The sequence below is a fragment of the Pseudomonas sp. ZS1P83 genome (assembly GCF_054897825.1).
The window spans coordinates 281980-295736 of sequence record NZ_CM142706.1; the positions used below are offsets into that span (position 1 = coordinate 281980).

14 protein-coding genes and 1 other RNA gene are annotated in these 13757 nt (G+C 59.5%); 11 read left to right on the plus strand and 4 right to left on the minus strand.

The window, feature by feature from the left end:
- The first annotated feature begins 10 nt into the window (after window positions 1-10).
- Window positions 11-628: a glutathione S-transferase N-terminal domain-containing protein gene (locus ACYZT0_RS01400; protein WP_027922678.1), complete on the plus strand. Its 618-nt coding sequence runs from the start codon at window positions 11-13 to the stop codon at window positions 626-628.
- 16 nt (window positions 629-644) lie between these two features.
- The gene (locus ACYZT0_RS01405) at window positions 645-1058 is read left to right on the plus strand and encodes a ClpXP protease specificity-enhancing factor (protein WP_462044322.1); all 414 of its coding nucleotides are present in this window, start codon (window positions 645-647) and stop codon (window positions 1056-1058) included.
- 50 nt (window positions 1059-1108) lie between these two features.
- Here ACYZT0_RS01405 and ACYZT0_RS01410 read toward each other — a convergent pair whose 3' ends face one another.
- The 4 genes from ACYZT0_RS01410 to ACYZT0_RS01425 all read right to left on the minus strand — a co-directional run bounded on the left by ACYZT0_RS01410 (window position 1109) and on the right by ACYZT0_RS01425 (window position 4555).
- Window positions 1109-1687, minus strand: a complete 579-nt coding sequence (locus ACYZT0_RS01410; RefSeq protein WP_462044323.1) for a BON domain-containing protein — start codon at window positions 1685-1687, stop codon at window positions 1109-1111.
- Complete coding sequence (locus tag ACYZT0_RS01415; protein ID WP_008025961.1) at window positions 1684-2277, minus strand: phosphoheptose isomerase; 594 nt, start codon at window positions 2275-2277, stop codon at window positions 1684-1686. The genes ACYZT0_RS01410 and ACYZT0_RS01415 overlap by 4 nt, the downstream gene beginning before the upstream one ends.
- Window positions 2278-2381: 104 nt before the next feature.
- Window positions 2382-2744 carry a YraN family protein gene (locus ACYZT0_RS01420; RefSeq protein WP_019582357.1) on the minus strand — a complete coding sequence of 121 codons (363 nt, stop codon included), beginning with the start codon at window positions 2742-2744 and terminating at the stop codon, window positions 2382-2384.
- On the minus strand, window positions 2744-4555 hold the full coding sequence (locus ACYZT0_RS01425) for a penicillin-binding protein activator (protein WP_462044324.1): 1812 nt from the start codon (window positions 4553-4555) through the stop codon (window positions 2744-2746). The genes ACYZT0_RS01420 and ACYZT0_RS01425 overlap by 1 nt, the downstream gene beginning before the upstream one ends.
- A gap of 177 nt (window positions 4556-4732) precedes the next feature.
- Between ACYZT0_RS01425 and rsmI the strand changes: the two genes are divergently transcribed.
- The 9 genes from rsmI (at window position 4733) to mraY (ending at window position 13756) form a co-directional block, all read left to right on the plus strand.
- Complete coding sequence (gene rsmI, locus ACYZT0_RS01430; RefSeq protein WP_462044325.1) at window positions 4733-5638, plus strand: 16S rRNA (cytidine(1402)-2'-O)-methyltransferase; 906 nt, start codon at window positions 4733-4735, stop codon at window positions 5636-5638.
- 75 nt (window positions 5639-5713) lie between these two features.
- Window positions 5714-6067: RNase P RNA component class A (gene rnpB, locus ACYZT0_RS01435), an RNA gene on the plus strand.
- 355 nt (window positions 6068-6422) lie between these two features.
- Window positions 6423-6878, plus strand: coding sequence for a division/cell wall cluster transcriptional repressor MraZ (gene mraZ, locus ACYZT0_RS01440; protein ID WP_201120587.1), 456 nt, complete (start codon window positions 6423-6425; stop codon window positions 6876-6878).
- Window positions 6875-7822 (plus strand): 16S rRNA (cytosine(1402)-N(4))-methyltransferase RsmH, encoded by a 948-nt coding sequence (gene rsmH, locus ACYZT0_RS01445; protein ID WP_462044326.1) that lies wholly within the window; start codon window positions 6875-6877, stop codon window positions 7820-7822. The genes mraZ and rsmH overlap by 4 nt, the downstream gene beginning before the upstream one ends.
- The gene (gene ftsL, locus ACYZT0_RS01450) at window positions 7819-8112 is read left to right on the plus strand and encodes a cell division protein FtsL (protein ID WP_462044327.1); all 294 of its coding nucleotides are present in this window, start codon (window positions 7819-7821) and stop codon (window positions 8110-8112) included. Before rsmH ends, ftsL begins: the two co-directional genes overlap by 4 nt.
- A complete protein-coding gene (locus ACYZT0_RS01455) occupies window positions 8112-9851 on the plus strand; it encodes a peptidoglycan D,D-transpeptidase FtsI family protein (RefSeq protein WP_462046487.1) in 1740 nt (579 codons plus the stop codon). Before ftsL ends, ACYZT0_RS01455 begins: the two co-directional genes overlap by 1 nt.
- Complete coding sequence (locus tag ACYZT0_RS01460; protein WP_462044328.1) at window positions 9851-11314, plus strand: UDP-N-acetylmuramoyl-L-alanyl-D-glutamate--2,6-diaminopimelate ligase; 1464 nt, start codon at window positions 9851-9853, stop codon at window positions 11312-11314. Before ACYZT0_RS01455 ends, ACYZT0_RS01460 begins: the two co-directional genes overlap by 1 nt.
- Window positions 11307-12674, plus strand: a complete 1368-nt coding sequence (locus ACYZT0_RS01465) for a UDP-N-acetylmuramoyl-tripeptide--D-alanyl-D-alanine ligase (RefSeq protein ID WP_462044329.1) — start codon at window positions 11307-11309, stop codon at window positions 12672-12674. The genes ACYZT0_RS01460 and ACYZT0_RS01465 overlap by 8 nt, the downstream gene beginning before the upstream one ends.
- Window positions 12674-13756, plus strand: coding sequence for a phospho-N-acetylmuramoyl-pentapeptide-transferase (gene mraY / locus ACYZT0_RS01470; RefSeq protein WP_462044330.1), 1083 nt, complete (start codon window positions 12674-12676; stop codon window positions 13754-13756). The genes ACYZT0_RS01465 and mraY overlap by 1 nt, the downstream gene beginning before the upstream one ends.
- Window position 13757 lies beyond the last annotated feature (1 nt).

Sequence of the window (13757 nt, forward strand, 5' to 3'; positions counted from 1 at the left end):
GAGGACCGCCATGGGCGTGACCAATCGGTTGGCCTGTTACTCCGACCCCGCCGACCACTATTCCCACCGAGTACGTATCGTACTTGCAGAGAAGGGTGTCAGCGCCGAGATCATTTACGTGGAAGCTGGTCGCCAGCCGCCTAAACTGATTGAAGTGAACCCTTACGGCAGCCTGCCTACCCTGGTCGATCGCGACCTGGCGTTGTGGGAGTCGACCGTGGTGATGGAATATCTGGATGAGCGTTACCCGCACCCGCCGTTACTGCCGGTTTATCCTGTGGCGCGTGCCAACAGCCGTCTGCTGATTCATCGTATTCAGCGTGACTGGTGTGGTCTGGTGGATCTGATCCTGGATTCGAAGACCAAGGAAGCAGCCCGTGTTGTGGCTCGTAAAGAGCTGCGCGAAAGCCTGACTGGCGTGTCGCCGTTGTTTGCCGACAAGCCGTTTTTCCTCAGCGAGGAACAAAGTCTGGTGGATTGCTGCCTATTACCAATACTCTGGCGATTGCCGATTTTGGGTATAGAACTGCCGCGGCCTGCCAAGCCGCTGCTTGATTACATGGAGCGCTCGTTTGCGCGTGAGGCTTTCCAGGCGAGTCTGTCTGGTGTCGAACGCGATATGCGCTAAGGCTTAAGGAGCCGCTATGAACTCCAGTCGACCTTATCTGGTCCGCGCGCTCTACGAGTGGATTGTGGACAACGATTGCACCCCGCACATGCTGGTCAATTCCGAGTATCCGTCGGTGCAGGTGCCTCAGGGTTTTGCCAGTGACGGACAGATTGTCTTGAACGTATCGCCGGCAGCCGTGCGTCATCTGCACATGGACAACGACGCGGTCAGCTTCGAGGGGCGCTTCGGTGGCGTGCCGCACACCCTGTACGTGCCTATCGCATCGATCCTGGGCATTTACGCTCGGGAGAACGGTCAGGGCATGGTGTTCGATCTGGAATCGCCTATGGAAGACGAGGAAGAGATCGAGCCGGATGACGATATTCCGCCACCCGACAGCGAGCCACCGCGTCCCAGCGGTCGACCCAGTTTGAAAGTGGTGAAGTAATAAAAAAGGCGATCCGGATGGATCGCCTTTTTTGTGCCTGCGGTTTGCGGTCAGTCGATGTATTCGAACAGCTTCACGATTTTCTGCACGCCGGAAACGCCTTGCACCAGGTTGGTGGCTTGAGCGGCTTCCTGCTTGGTCAGCAGGCCCAGCAGGTAGACGATGCCGTTCTCGGTAACAACCTTGATGCGCGAACCCGGGATGTTCGGGTCGGTGAGCATCTGGGTCTTGACCTTGGAGGTCAGCCAGGTGTCGTTCTGGCGGGCAAGGAAGCCAGAGGGTGGCAGGACCTGCAGTTCGTTGTGAACCGTCTTCACTCGCTGAACAGCCGCAGCGGCCTGTTCGGCCTTGGCCTTGAGGTCTGCTCGCGGGGTTTGCCCGGCGAGCAGCACGACACCATTGAAGCTGGTGATGACGATGTGCGAATCGTTGTCCAGGGCCGGATCGGCCTTGGCGATGTTCACGCCGACCTTGGTGTCGATCAGAGAGTCGTCGATCTTGCTGCCGAAGGTGCGGGTGCCGCGGTCATCTTCAATCGGCGCTTCACGGCTGGCGTTAACCACCGAGGTGCAGCCGCTGATGCTGAGGCACAGGGTCAAGGCCAGAAGGCCTAGGCGATTAGGGGTCATTCTTCACTCCCGAACAGTTGGCTGTCGATCAAATCGCAAAGGCAATGGATCGCCAGCAGGTGGACTTCCTGAATACGTGCAGTGACGTTGGCCGGTACGCGAATCTCGACGTCCTCGGGCAATAGCAGCGACGCCATGCCGCCGCCATCGCGCCCCGTCAATGCTACGACAATCATTTCGCGATCATGTGCGGCCTGGATCGCTTGAATAATGTTCGCCGAGTTGCCGCTGGTGGAAATCGCCAGCAATACGTCACCCGGCTGGCCGAGGGCGCGGATCTGTTTGGAGAAGATTTCGTTGTAGCTGTAGTCGTTGGCAATCGAGGTGATCGTCGAGCTGTCGGTGGTCAGCGCGATGGCTGGCAGGCTCGGACGTTCGCGCTCGAAGCGATTGAGCAGCTCGGAGGAGAAGTGCTGGGCGTCACCGGCAGAACCGCCGTTGCCGCAGGACAGCATTTTGCCTTCGTTGAGCAGGGCGTTGACCATCACCTGGCTGGCTTGCTCGATGTGCGGTGCAAGTACGTCCATCGCCATTTGCTTGGTGTCGATACTGGCCTGAAAAAGCTGGCGAATTCGGGATTGCATGTCCATCTGTGTGACCTTAATTAGCGCGGCTACTCGGCACATGAATGTGCAGCCCGCAAAGCAAAGAGCAAAAGTGTTGGGTGAAAGTATCCGGTTCGGGGCGCACGCGATCAGCTGTCGAAGGCATTCTGCAACCAGTTCAACTGATCGAGGTTGCTGTCGATGGCAACCACGTCGAAACGGCAAGGGGAATTGGCCCAGCGCGACTCGCGCTGAAGAAAATACTGCGCGGCAAATATCAGCTTCTGCCGTTTGCGCTCATCGATGCTATCGAGCGCGCCACCCCATTGAGTGTTTTTTCTGTAGCGGACTTCGACGAATACTACTGTATCGCCATCAAGCATGACCAGATCAAGCTCGCCGCGCTTACACAACCAGTTCTGCGCCAGCAGGCGCAGACCCTGTTGTTGAAGATGCTCGAGCGCATGACGCTCGGCATCTTTGCCGCTTTGCTGGCGTGATCTGTCGGGCATCAGCGCGCGGTGTCCGGCAGGCGTTGAACCTGACCGTTCACGAACTGTGCCCACGGCAACTGACGCACGACGCGTTGGTTTGCAGTCATGCCAAGGCTGCCTGATTGACCTTCGATGCGGCTGTCCGGCAAGGCCTTGAGTTGCCCCAGGCGTGGTGCCAGGCGATAGGCGTCGACACCCATCGCGTACAGGCGGCCCAGGCTGCCAGCAGCTTGCGGCCATTGAGCCGTCACTTGTTTGCGCAATGGATCGTTGGCCTCCAGCAACCATGGGGTTTCGCAGAAGCGAATGCCGTTCATGTCGTTGTACTGATTCACGTCACCGCTGGCGCTGAACACGTGGGAGGTGGCGTAAACCGGCACGTCACCGGCGTACTGGAAGTTCAGGGTCGGCTTGATCTGCTGGGCTTGCTGAGGCGTTGCGGCCAGAAAGATGAACTCGATGTCCTGGCGACGCGAAGGCTGTGCGGCTACCTGCGAGCCCACGGTGCTTTGCAGGCTCTTGGCACGACCTTCGCTCTGACGCAGCTGGAACATGTCGGCAATCTGCTGGGCCAGTTGAACCGGTTGGTCGACCCGTTCGGTCGCGACGATGCTGCCACCGTTGGCCTGCCAATCCTGGCTGAACGCTCTCAACACGCGATCGCCCCATTCGCCTTTTGGCACCATGATGGCTGCGCGATGCAGGCCATCGGCGCGAGCACGGCGCGACACTTCGCGAGCTTCGTCTTCAGCAGCAAGACCAAACTGGAACAGCTGGGCCGGTCCTTGTTCGCCTTCGCTGTAATTCAGCGCCAGGGTGGTGATCGGCAGTTGTGGGCGAGCGCTGAGCTGTTTGACCAGCGGTTTCTCCAGCGGGCCGACGACCAGTTGCACGCCATCGGCCTGCGCCTTGCGATAAAACTCATCCATGGACGTCAGGCGCGAGCTGTCATAGAACTCGATGGCTGGCGGCTTCTGCCCGGCTTGTTGCGCCTGGTAGTGAGCAGCCATGAAACCTTCGCGCAGTGCTTTGCCGACCGAAGCCAGCGGGCCGTCTTGCGGCAGCAGCAGGGCGATTTTACCCAGAGGCTGGCTGGCCAGTTCCTTGAGTTTGGTCAGTGGCAACGGCAATTGAATGGCGGCCGGGTGCTTTGGATTCTGCGCGCGCCAGTTGTCGATCGCGGCTTGCTGCTGTTCCAGGGTGCCGGCGGTTTTCACCGCCTGCGCCAGGCCCATCCAGCCGCCGAGGTCGTCGGTGGTGGTTGGCTGCAATTGATCGGTTGGCAACGAAGCGATCAGGGTCCAGATCGCTTCGTGGTTTTTGCTGGCGGCTTCACCTTCAAGCATTGGCGCAATAAAGATGCGCTCCCGTGCGGCGGCCAGGGTCTGGCCGTCGGCTTCAAGGGCGCGGGCATGAACGGTGCCGGTGCGAACCTGTTGCTCGACCGGCAGTTCGCTCAGGCGTTGCAGGCTCGGATGACTCAAGGCCGTCAGCGCCGCTTTGGGCTGATTGCGAACCATGGCCAGTTCAGCCGCCAGGGTGCTGGCGAAAACCTGTTGGCCAGGTTTGAGTTGTTCGACGGGGACCTGTTGCAGGATTTGCGCGGACTGGCCGGCATTCCCCTGACGATAAGCCAGGTCAGCCGCGCTCAGGCGCAACAGGGCGGCTTTTTCCGGGTCTTTGCTTTGAGCGGCCTGTGCGAGCAATTGCTCGATACTGGCATCTGGGGTCCGTGGAAGTTCGCCAAGGCTTGAGGAGGGCGAGCTGGCGCAAGCCGCCAGCAAGGCAGCGAGGCAGAGGGCAGTGAGCAGCCGCAGGCAAGCGATCATGTAAGTGTTCCTGATACTCGATCAAATTAGCGTGGAATTGTACCCAAGCACTGGCCGGGGCGCGATGTTACTGGTGTGAATCGATCAATTTAGCTCGTGCAAATGTTGCAGCACTGCACAAAAGGCTGAAAAACCGAGGGTTGCTTGCGCGTATCGCGAGCGTCACGACGCGCTACAATGGCGGCTTTTACCGATCATGAGGTATGCGCTTTGACTGCTCCAGGTGCTTTGAATTCCGCTGCTGGCTCGCTTTATGTGGTGGCGACGCCCATCGGCAACCTGGATGACATCAGTGCGCGTGCGCTGAAAATCCTGCGCGACGTCGCCCTGATCGCCGCCGAAGATACCCGCCACTCCCAGCGATTGATGCAGCATTTCGGCATTCCAACTCCGTTGGCGGCCTGCCATGAACACAATGAGCGGGATGAAGGTAGCCGCTTTATCACCCGCTTGCTCGCCGGCGACGATGTGGCGCTGATTTCCGATGCCGGCACGCCGTTGATTTCCGATCCGGGTTATCACCTCGTGCGTCAGGCTCGTGCTGCGGGAATTAATGTTGTGCCGGTTCCGGGCGCCTGCGCTCTGATCGCGGCGTTGTCGGCGGCGGGGCTGCCGTCGGACCGTTTCATCTTCGAAGGCTTTCTGCCGGCCAAAGCTGTCGGTCGGCGCGCTCGTCTTGAGTTGGTAAAGGAAGAACCGCGCACGCTGATCTTTTATGAAGCCCCGCACCGGATCCTTGAGTGCCTGCAAGACATGGAGCTGGTATTTGGCGGCGAGCGTCCAGCGTTGCTGGCGCGTGAGCTGACCAAGACTTTCGAAACCCTTAAAGGCTTGCCGCTGGCCGAGTTACGCGAGTTCGTCGAGTCAGACAGCAATCAGCAGCGCGGCGAGTGCGTGGTGTTGGTGGCGGGTTGGTCTGCCCCCGAGACCGAGGACGCCGTCAGCAGTGAAGCGATGCGCGTTCTGAATCTGTTGCTTGAAGAAATGCCGCTCAAGCGTGCCGCAGCCTTGGCGGCGCAAATTACCGGGGAGCGCAAAAATGTTCTCTATCAGGTTGCGCTGGACAAACAGAAGGGCGAGTAAAACCCGACGTGCAGGAGTGGCCTAAGGCGTTTAGCGCTTGTTCTTCAGCCGCTCTGCCGTTAACCTTTGCGGCGGAGAGTCGATCGGACAGTCGCTGCCCTCTATGAAAATTAGGGGGGGGAGGAAAGTCCGGGCTCCATAGGGCGAAGTGCCAGGTAATGCCTGGGAGGCGTGAGCCTACGGAAAGTGCCACAGAAAATAACCGCCTAAGCGCTTCGGCGCCGGTAAGGGTGAAAAGGTGCGGTAAGAGCGCACCGCACGTCTGGCAACAGTTCGTGGCTAGGTAAACCCCACTTGGAGCAAGACCAAATAGGGTCCCAAGGCGTGGCCCGCGCTGGGACCGGGTAGGTTGCTAAAGATGTCCAGTGATGGCCATCGTAGACGAATGACTGTTCAAGACAGAACCCGGCTTACAGATCGACTCTCCACCTTTTTCTCTCCTCTGCTTAAATCATTGAGCAGGGCGCTGATGATGGCAATTTCCCTCCTTACACAATCGTCGGCAGAAGCACCTTCGTAATACCGAAAAAATCTTACTCTTAATAAATTACTTTAACTTTCGAGCGTAGCCATCAGTGCTGGTTCAAGTTATTGAGCTGGATGACACGTCTGATTCTTCTTACCCTTCCTAATACGCTCCTAAATCTCCGTTCTGTAAGGCTTTTCCTTTAAACCGCGCCTTGACGGTGCGGTGGCCGCATTCCTATAGTGTGCGCAAGTGGCGGAAAGTGGCATGAAGTGGGTTTTTTGAGCTCAAAACGCTAATATTTGGAGAAACGCTGACGTGTTTCGCGGAGCTAACGCTATCAGTCTCGACGCAAAGGGCCGTCTCGCTATGCCGAGCCGGTACCGTGACGAGCTCGTTTCGCGTAGTTCCGGTCAGTTAATCATCACAATTGATGCCGTTGATCCTTGTTTGTGTGTTTACCCCCTCGATGAGTGGGAAATTATTGAAACCAAACTGCGCGCTCTGCCTTCGCTTCGCGAAGAGAACCGCCGCCTGCAACGTTTACTGATTGGTAATGCCGTCGACCTCGAACTCGATGGCAGTGGTCGTTTTCTGGTTCCGCCGCGTCTTCGTGAATATGCCAAGTTGGATAAGCGCGCGATGTTGGTAGGCCAACTGAACAAGTTCCAATTGTGGGACGAGGATGCCTGGGATGCGGTTTCTGCCGCTGACCTGGCTGCCATTCAACAACCGGGCGCCATGCCTGATGAACTGCGTGATTTGATCCTGTGACTATTGATAGCGGCTTTAACCACATCACCGTACTGCTTGACGAAGCCGTGGAGGCTCTCGCCGTACGTCCTGATGGCTGCTATCTGGACGGTACGTTCGGGCGCGGCGGACACAGCCGGTTGATCTTGAGCCAGCTCGGTCCTGATGGACGGGTACTCGGATTCGATAAAGATCCTCAAGCGATTGCCACCGGGCAAACGCTAGCGGCCGAAGACGGCCGCTTTGTCGTTGTACAGCGCAGCTTTGCCGAGCTCGGTTCGGAAGTCGCCGAACGTGGTCTGGACGGCATGGTCAGCGGCGTTTTGCTCGACCTCGGCGTGTCGTCGCCGCAACTCGACGACCCTGAGCGCGGTTTCAGTTTCCTCAATGATGGCCCGCTGGACATGCGCATGGACCCGTCCCGTGGGATCAGCGCTGCCGAATTCGTCAACACCGCCCCGGTGGAAGAAATTGCCCGGGTGTTCAAGCAATACGGCGAAGAACGTTTCTCCGGTCGCATGGCCCGTGCCGTGGCCGAGCGTCGCGACATCAAGCCGTTCGAGCGCACTGCCGATCTGGCTGAAGTCCTGAAAGTTGCCAACCCGGCGTGGGAAAAGGGCAAGAACCCGGCGACCCGTGCGTTCCAGGGCTTGCGTATTCACGTCAACAACGAACTGGGCGATCTGGAAGCCGGTCTCGAAGCTGCGATGGAATGCCTTGAAGTCGGCGGCCGTCTGGTCGTCATCAGCTTCCACTCGCTGGAAGACCGCATCGTCAAACTGTTCATGCGCAAACTGGTGAAAGGCGAAGCCGACAACCTGCCGCGCAACCTGCCGGTACGTCACGTCGCCTTCGAACCGATCATCAAAATCCATGGCAAAGCACAGTCCGCCTCCGAGGCCGAACTCAAAGCCAACCCACGTTCCCGTAGCGCCGTCATGCGCGTCGCGGAGAAGCTGCGGTGAGCAAGCTTTTCGCCAAGCCACTTCCCGGCGGAAGCTTTTTCATGCTGGTGCTGTTTATTGGCGTGCTCGTGTCGGCCATCGGCGTTTCCTACAGTGCCCACTGGAACCGTCAGCTGTTGAATTCGCTGTACAACGAATTGAGCGTGCGTGACAAGGCGCAAGCGGAGTGGGGCCGTTTGATTCTCGAACAAAGCACCTGGACCGCCCACAGCCGTATCGAAGTCCTGGCGACCGAGCAGCTGAAGATGCGTATTCCTGGCGCTGCTGAAGTGCAGATGGTGGCGCCATGATGAAGCTCGAGGGTGCACTCTTTCCGTGGCGATTCCGCCTGGTGCTGGGTTTGCTCGGCGTTATGGTCGCGGCGATTACCTGGCGCATTATCGACCTGCAAGTGGTTGACCGTGCCTTCCTTAAAGGCCAGGGCGATGCGCGCAGCGTTCGTCATATTCCGATTCCGGCTCACCGTGGTCTGATCACTGACCGTAACGGCGAACCTTTGGCCGTCAGTACGCCGGTCACCACGCTGTGGGCCAACGCCAAGGAAATGCAGCTGGCCAAAGAGAAGTGGCCTGCACTGGCGGCCGCTCTGGGCCAAGACCCTAAAGCCCTGACTGAGCGTCTCGAGGCTCAAGCCAATAAAGAATTCATTTACCTGGTGCGCGGGCTGACCCCCGAGCAGGGCCAGTCTGTGCTCGATCTGAAAGTGCCGGGCGTTTATGGCATCGAAGAGTTCCGGCGTTTCTACCCGGCCGGCGAAGTCACTGCCCACATGGTCGGTTTTACCGACATCGATGACCACGGTCGTGAAGGTGTCGAGCTGGCCTATGACGAATGGCTGGCCGGGGTCGCCGGCAAGCGACAGGTCATCAAGGATCGGCGTGGCCGACTTATCAAGGATGTTCAGGTCACCAAAAACGCCAAGGCCGGAAAGCCCTTGGCGTTGTCCATTGACCTGCGTCTGCAATACCTGGCCAACCGCGAACTGCGTAACGCGATCATCGAGAACGGCGCCAAGGCTGGCAGCCTGGTGATCATGGACGTTAAGAGCGGCGAGATCCTTGCCATGGTCAACCAGCCGACCTACAACCCGAACAACCGTCGCAACCTGCAACCGGCGATGATGCGTAACCGCGCGATGATCGACGTGTTCGAACCGGGTTCGACCATGAAAGCGATTTCCATGAGCGCCGCGATTGAAACCGGGCGCTGGAAGCCGAGCGACACCGTCGAGGTATATCCGGGCAGCTTGCAGATTGGTAAATACACCATCAAGGACGTATCCAAGACCGAAGGCCCGGTGCTCGACCTGACCGGCATCCTGATCAACTCCAGTAACGTCGGCATGAGTAAGGTCGCCTTCGACATCGGCGGCGAAACGATTTTCCGTCTGGCGCAAAAAGTCGGCCTCGGCCAGGACACGGGTCTGGGCTTCCCGGGCGAACGCGTCGGCAACCTGCCGAACTACCGCGAATGGCGCAAGGCTGAAACCGCCACGCTGTCCTACGGCTACGGTATCTCGGTGACCGCGATCCAGTTGGTTCACGCCTTCTCGGCGCTGGCCAATAACGGTCGCCTCGCGCCGTTGACCCTGATCAAAACCGACAAGCCACCGCAAACCACACAGGTATTGCCGGAAGCGGTCGCGAAAACCATGCAAGGCATGCTGACCCAAGTGATCGAAGCCCCGCGTGGTGTGTTCCGTGCGCAGGTGCCGGCGTATCACGTGGCGGGCAAGTCGGGTACTGCGCGCAAGACTTCGGTGGGCACCAAAGGCTACGCCGAGAATTCCTACCGTTCGCTGTTCGCAGGTTTCGGCCCGATGAGCGATCCGCGTTACGCAATCGTGGTGGTGATTGATGAGCCGACCAAGGCCGGTTACTTCGGTGGTCTGGTCTCGGCTCCGGTGTTCAGCAAAGTGATGTCCGGGACCCTGCGCCTGATGAACATTACTCCGGACAACCTGCCAGCTACTCAACAAGCGAACGCATTACCGGTCGTTCCGCTGAAAGCCAATGGAGGGCGCGGCTGATGTCTCTGAGTCTGAACAAGATTTTCGCCCACGCCGGTCGCGATCTGTTGATCCGCGAACTGACCCTGGACAGCCGCAACGTGCGGGCTGGCGACCTGTTTCTCGCCGTCCCTGGTGGCAAGCTCGACGGTCGTGCGCACATTGCCGACGCCCTGCAACGCGGCGCTGCCGCTGTGGCGTATGAAGTCGAAGGCGCGACCGTATTGCCGATTACCGATGTGCCGTTGATTCCGGTCAAAGGCCTGGCGGCGCAGTTGTCGGACATCGCCGGGCGCTTTTATGGCGACCCGAGCCGTCACCTGAACCTGGTCGGCGTGACCGGCACCAACGGCAAAACCAGCGTGACTCAGTTGGTTGCCCAGGCGCTCGACCTGCTCGGTCAGCACTGCGGCATCGTCGGCACGTTGGGTACCGGTTTTTACGGCGCGCTCGAAAGTGGCTTGCACACCACGCCGAACCCGATCGCCGTGCAAGCGACCCTCGCTGACCTGAAAAAGGCCGGCGGCAAAGCGGTCGCCATGGAAGTCTCGTCTCACGGTCTGGACCAGGGCCGCGTGACCGCACTGGCGTTTGATGTGGCGGTGATGACCAACCTGTCCCGCGACCACCTGGATTACCACGGCACCATGCAAGCCTACGGCGAAGCCAAGGCCAAGCTGTTTGCCTGGAATGATTTGAAGTGCCGGGTGGTCAATCTTGACGACGATTTCGGCCGCCAACTGGCTGCGGATAAACGCGAATCGCGCTTGATCACCTACAGCCTGGAAGATGCCAGCGCTTACCTTTATTGCCGTGAAGCGCAGTTCGATGACGAAGGCGTGCGCGCCACGTTGGTCACGCCGCAGGGCGAGCATCATCTGCGCAGCACCTTGCTCGGTCGTTTCAACCTGAGCAACGTGCTGGCCGCGGTCGGCGCCTTGCTCGGTCTGGATTACGCGCTGGACGAAATCCTTAAAGTTCTGCCCAAACTCGAAGGCCCGGCCGGACGCATGCAGCGGCTCGGCGGCGGTACTCAGCCGCTGGTCGTGGTCGATTACGCTCACACACCGGATGCGCTGGAAAAAGTCTTGATGGCCCTGCGCCCTCACGCCAAAGGCCGGTTGCTGTGCCTGTTCGGTTGCGGCGGAGATCGCGATCGCGGCAAGCGTCCGTTGATGGCCGAAGTGGTCGAGCGTCTGGCTGACGGCGTGCTGGTGACCGATGACAACCCGCGTACCGAAGACCCGGCAGTGATCTTCGACGACATCCGCGCCGGTTTCAAGGCTGTGGATAAAGTCACCTTCGTCGCTGGCCGTGGCCAGGCGATTGCCCAATTGATTGCCAGCGCTTCGGCGGATGACGTGATTGTCCTGGCCGGTAAAGGTCACGAGGACTATCAGGAAATCAACGGCCAGCGTCACGATTTCTCCGACCTGGTCGAAGCTGATCACGCCCTCACCGCGTGGGAGGTGGCTCATGCTTAAAGCCTTGAAACTGAGCGAACTGACCGGCGCGCTGAATGCCCGCTTGGTCACTGCCGATGCCAGCTTCGACGGTGTCAGCATCGACAGCCGTGCGATCAAACCCGGCCAACTCTTTATTGCCCTGACCGGTCCGCGTTTCGATGGTCATGACTATCTTAATGACGTTGCCGCAAAAGGCGCCGTAGCGGCGCTGGTCGAACATGAAGTCGCCGACAGCACACTGCCGCAATTATTGGTCAAAGATACCCGCCAGGCCCTCGGTCAACTGGGCGCAATGAACCGTGCTGCTTATCCCAACCCGGTCGCGGCCATCACTGGCTCCAGCGGCAAAACCACGGTCAAGGAAATGCTCGCAAGCATTCTGCGCACACGTGGTCCGGTACTGGCGACCCGTGGCAACCTGAACAATGATCTCGGCGTTCCGCTGACCCTGCTCGAACTTGCGCCGGAACACACCGCCGCAGTCATCGAACTCGGTGCTTCGCGGCTCGGCGAAATTGCCTACACCGTCGGCATGACCAAGCCTCATGTGGCCGTGCTCAACAACGCCGGGACCGCCCACGTCGGTGAGTTCGGCGGGCCGGAAAAAATCGTTGAAGCCAAGGGCGAGATTATTGAAGGGCTGGATGCCGATGGTGTCGCCGTTCTCAATCTTGACGACAAGGCGTTCGACATCTGGAAGACCCGCGCTGCCAGTCGCAAAGTGCTGACCTTCGCCCTGAGCAATGTCAGCGCCGATTTCTACGCCAGCGATCTGGACCGTGACGCTCGCGGTTGCCCGGCCTTCAACCTGCACAGTCCTCAAGGCATGGAGCGCGTTCAACTGAGCCTGCTTGGCACCCATAACGTCGCCAATGCCATGGCCGCCGCCGCTGCCGCTCATGCCTTGGGCGTGTCGCTGTTCGGCATCGCCACCGGTCTCGGCGCGGTGCAACCGGTCAAGGGACGCACCGTCGCGCAACTGGCCAGCAATGGCATGCGCGTGATCGATGACACGTACAACGCGAACCCCACCTCGATGTGCGCCGCCGTTGATATACTCGCCGGCTTTTCCGGCCGCACCGTTCTGGTGCTCGGAGATATCGGCGAGTTGGGCGACTGGGCGGAACAGGGGCATCGCGATGTGGGCGAGTACGCCCGCGGCAAGGTTTGCGCCCTTTACGCCGTCGGGCCAATGATGGCTCACGCCGTGAACGCTTTCGGTCCGCAGGCTTTTCACTTCGCCACTCAGGCTGAACTGATCAAGGCCCTGGGCGCCGAGCAAGACACAAACACCACCATTTTGATCAAGGGCTCGCGCAGCGCTGCGATGGAAAACATCGTCGCCGCTTTGTGCGGGACCAGCCTGGAGAAACATTAATGCTGCTGCTGCTAGCGGAGTATCTGCAACAGTTCTACAAAGGCTTCGCGGTCTTTCAGTACCTGACCCTGCGCGGGATTCTCGGTGTGCTGACTGCGTTGGTTTTGTCGCTGTGCTATGGCCCGTGGATGATCCGCACTTTGCAGAACCGTCAGATCGGTCAGTCCGTTCGCAACGACGGTCCACAATCGCACCTGTCCAAGTCGGGCACCCCGACCATGGGCGGCGCGCTGATTCTTTCGTCTATCGGCGTCAGCACGTTGCTTTGGGCTGACCTGACCAACCGTTACGTGTGGACCGTGCTGTTGGTGACCTTGTTGTTCGGCGCCATCGGCTGGGTCGATGATTACCGCAAAGTGATCGAGAAGAACTCCCGTGGCTTGCCGAGCCGCTGGAAATATTTCTGGCAATCGGTGTTCGGCCTGGGCGCAGCGATCTTCCTTTATATGACCGCCACATCGCCGGTGGAAACCACCCTGATCCTGCCGATGCTCAAGGACCACAGCATTGCGCTGGGCGCAGGTTTCATCGTCTTGACGTACTTCGTGATCGTCGGCTCGAGCAACGCGGTCAACCTGACCGACGGCCTCGACGGTCTGGCGATTATGCCCACCGTCATGGTCGGCGGCGGGTTGGGGATCTTCTGCTACCTGTCGGGTAACGTGAAATTCGCTGAATACCTGTTGATCCCCTATGTGCCGGGCGCAGGCGAGTTGATCGTGTTCTGCGGCGCCTTGATCGGCGCGGGCCTCGGGTTCCTCTGGTTCAACACGTATCCGGCTCAGGTGTTCATGGGCGACGTCGGCGCACTGGCGCTGGGCGCGGCGCTGGGCACCATCGCGGTGATCGTCCGTCAGGAAATCGTCCTGTTCATCATGGGCGGCGTTTTTGTGATGGAGACCCTGTCAGTCGTCATCCAGGTTGCTTCCTTCAAGCTCACCGGTCGCCGTGTGTTCCGCATGGCACCGATTCACCACCACTTTGAACTCAAGGGCTGGCCCGAGCCACGTGTGATCGTCCGTTTCTGGATCATCACCGTGATTCTCGTGTTGGTTGGCCTTGCCACCCTGAAGCTGAGGTAGA

Excerpts from the sequence above, each read along its gene's own strand:
- ACYZT0_RS01425 (WP_462044324.1), bottom strand. The coding sequence starts at position 4,555 with ATGATCGCTTGCCTGCGGCTGCTCACTGCCCTCTGCCTCGCTGCCTTG.
- ACYZT0_RS01420 (WP_019582357.1), bottom strand. The coding sequence starts at position 2,744 with ATGCCCGACAGATCACGCCAGCAAAGCGGCAAAGATGCCGAGCGTCAT.
- ACYZT0_RS01400 (WP_027922678.1), top strand. The coding sequence starts at position 11 with ATGGGCGTGACCAATCGGTTGGCCTGTTACTCCGACCCCGCCGACCAC.
- ACYZT0_RS01465 (WP_462044329.1), top strand. The coding sequence starts at position 11,307 with ATGCTTAAAGCCTTGAAACTGAGCGAACTGACCGGCGCGCTGAATGCC.
- ACYZT0_RS01455 (WP_462046487.1), top strand. The coding sequence starts at position 8,112 with ATGAAGCTCGAGGGTGCACTCTTTCCGTGGCGATTCCGCCTGGTGCTG.
- ACYZT0_RS01405 (WP_462044322.1), top strand. The coding sequence starts at position 645 with ATGAACTCCAGTCGACCTTATCTGGTCCGCGCGCTCTACGAGTGGATT.
- ACYZT0_RS01460 (WP_462044328.1), top strand. The coding sequence starts at position 9,851 with ATGTCTCTGAGTCTGAACAAGATTTTCGCCCACGCCGGTCGCGATCTG.
- rsmI (WP_462044325.1), top strand. The coding sequence starts at position 4,733 with ATGGCGGCTTTTACCGATCATGAGGTATGCGCTTTGACTGCTCCAGGT.
- ACYZT0_RS01415 (WP_008025961.1), bottom strand. The coding sequence starts at position 2,277 with ATGGACATGCAATCCCGAATTCGCCAGCTTTTTCAGGCCAGTATCGAC.
- mraY (WP_462044330.1), top strand. The coding sequence starts at position 12,674 with ATGCTGCTGCTGCTAGCGGAGTATCTGCAACAGTTCTACAAAGGCTTC.
- ACYZT0_RS01410 (WP_462044323.1), bottom strand. The coding sequence starts at position 1,687 with ATGACCCCTAATCGCCTAGGCCTTCTGGCCTTGACCCTGTGCCTCAGC.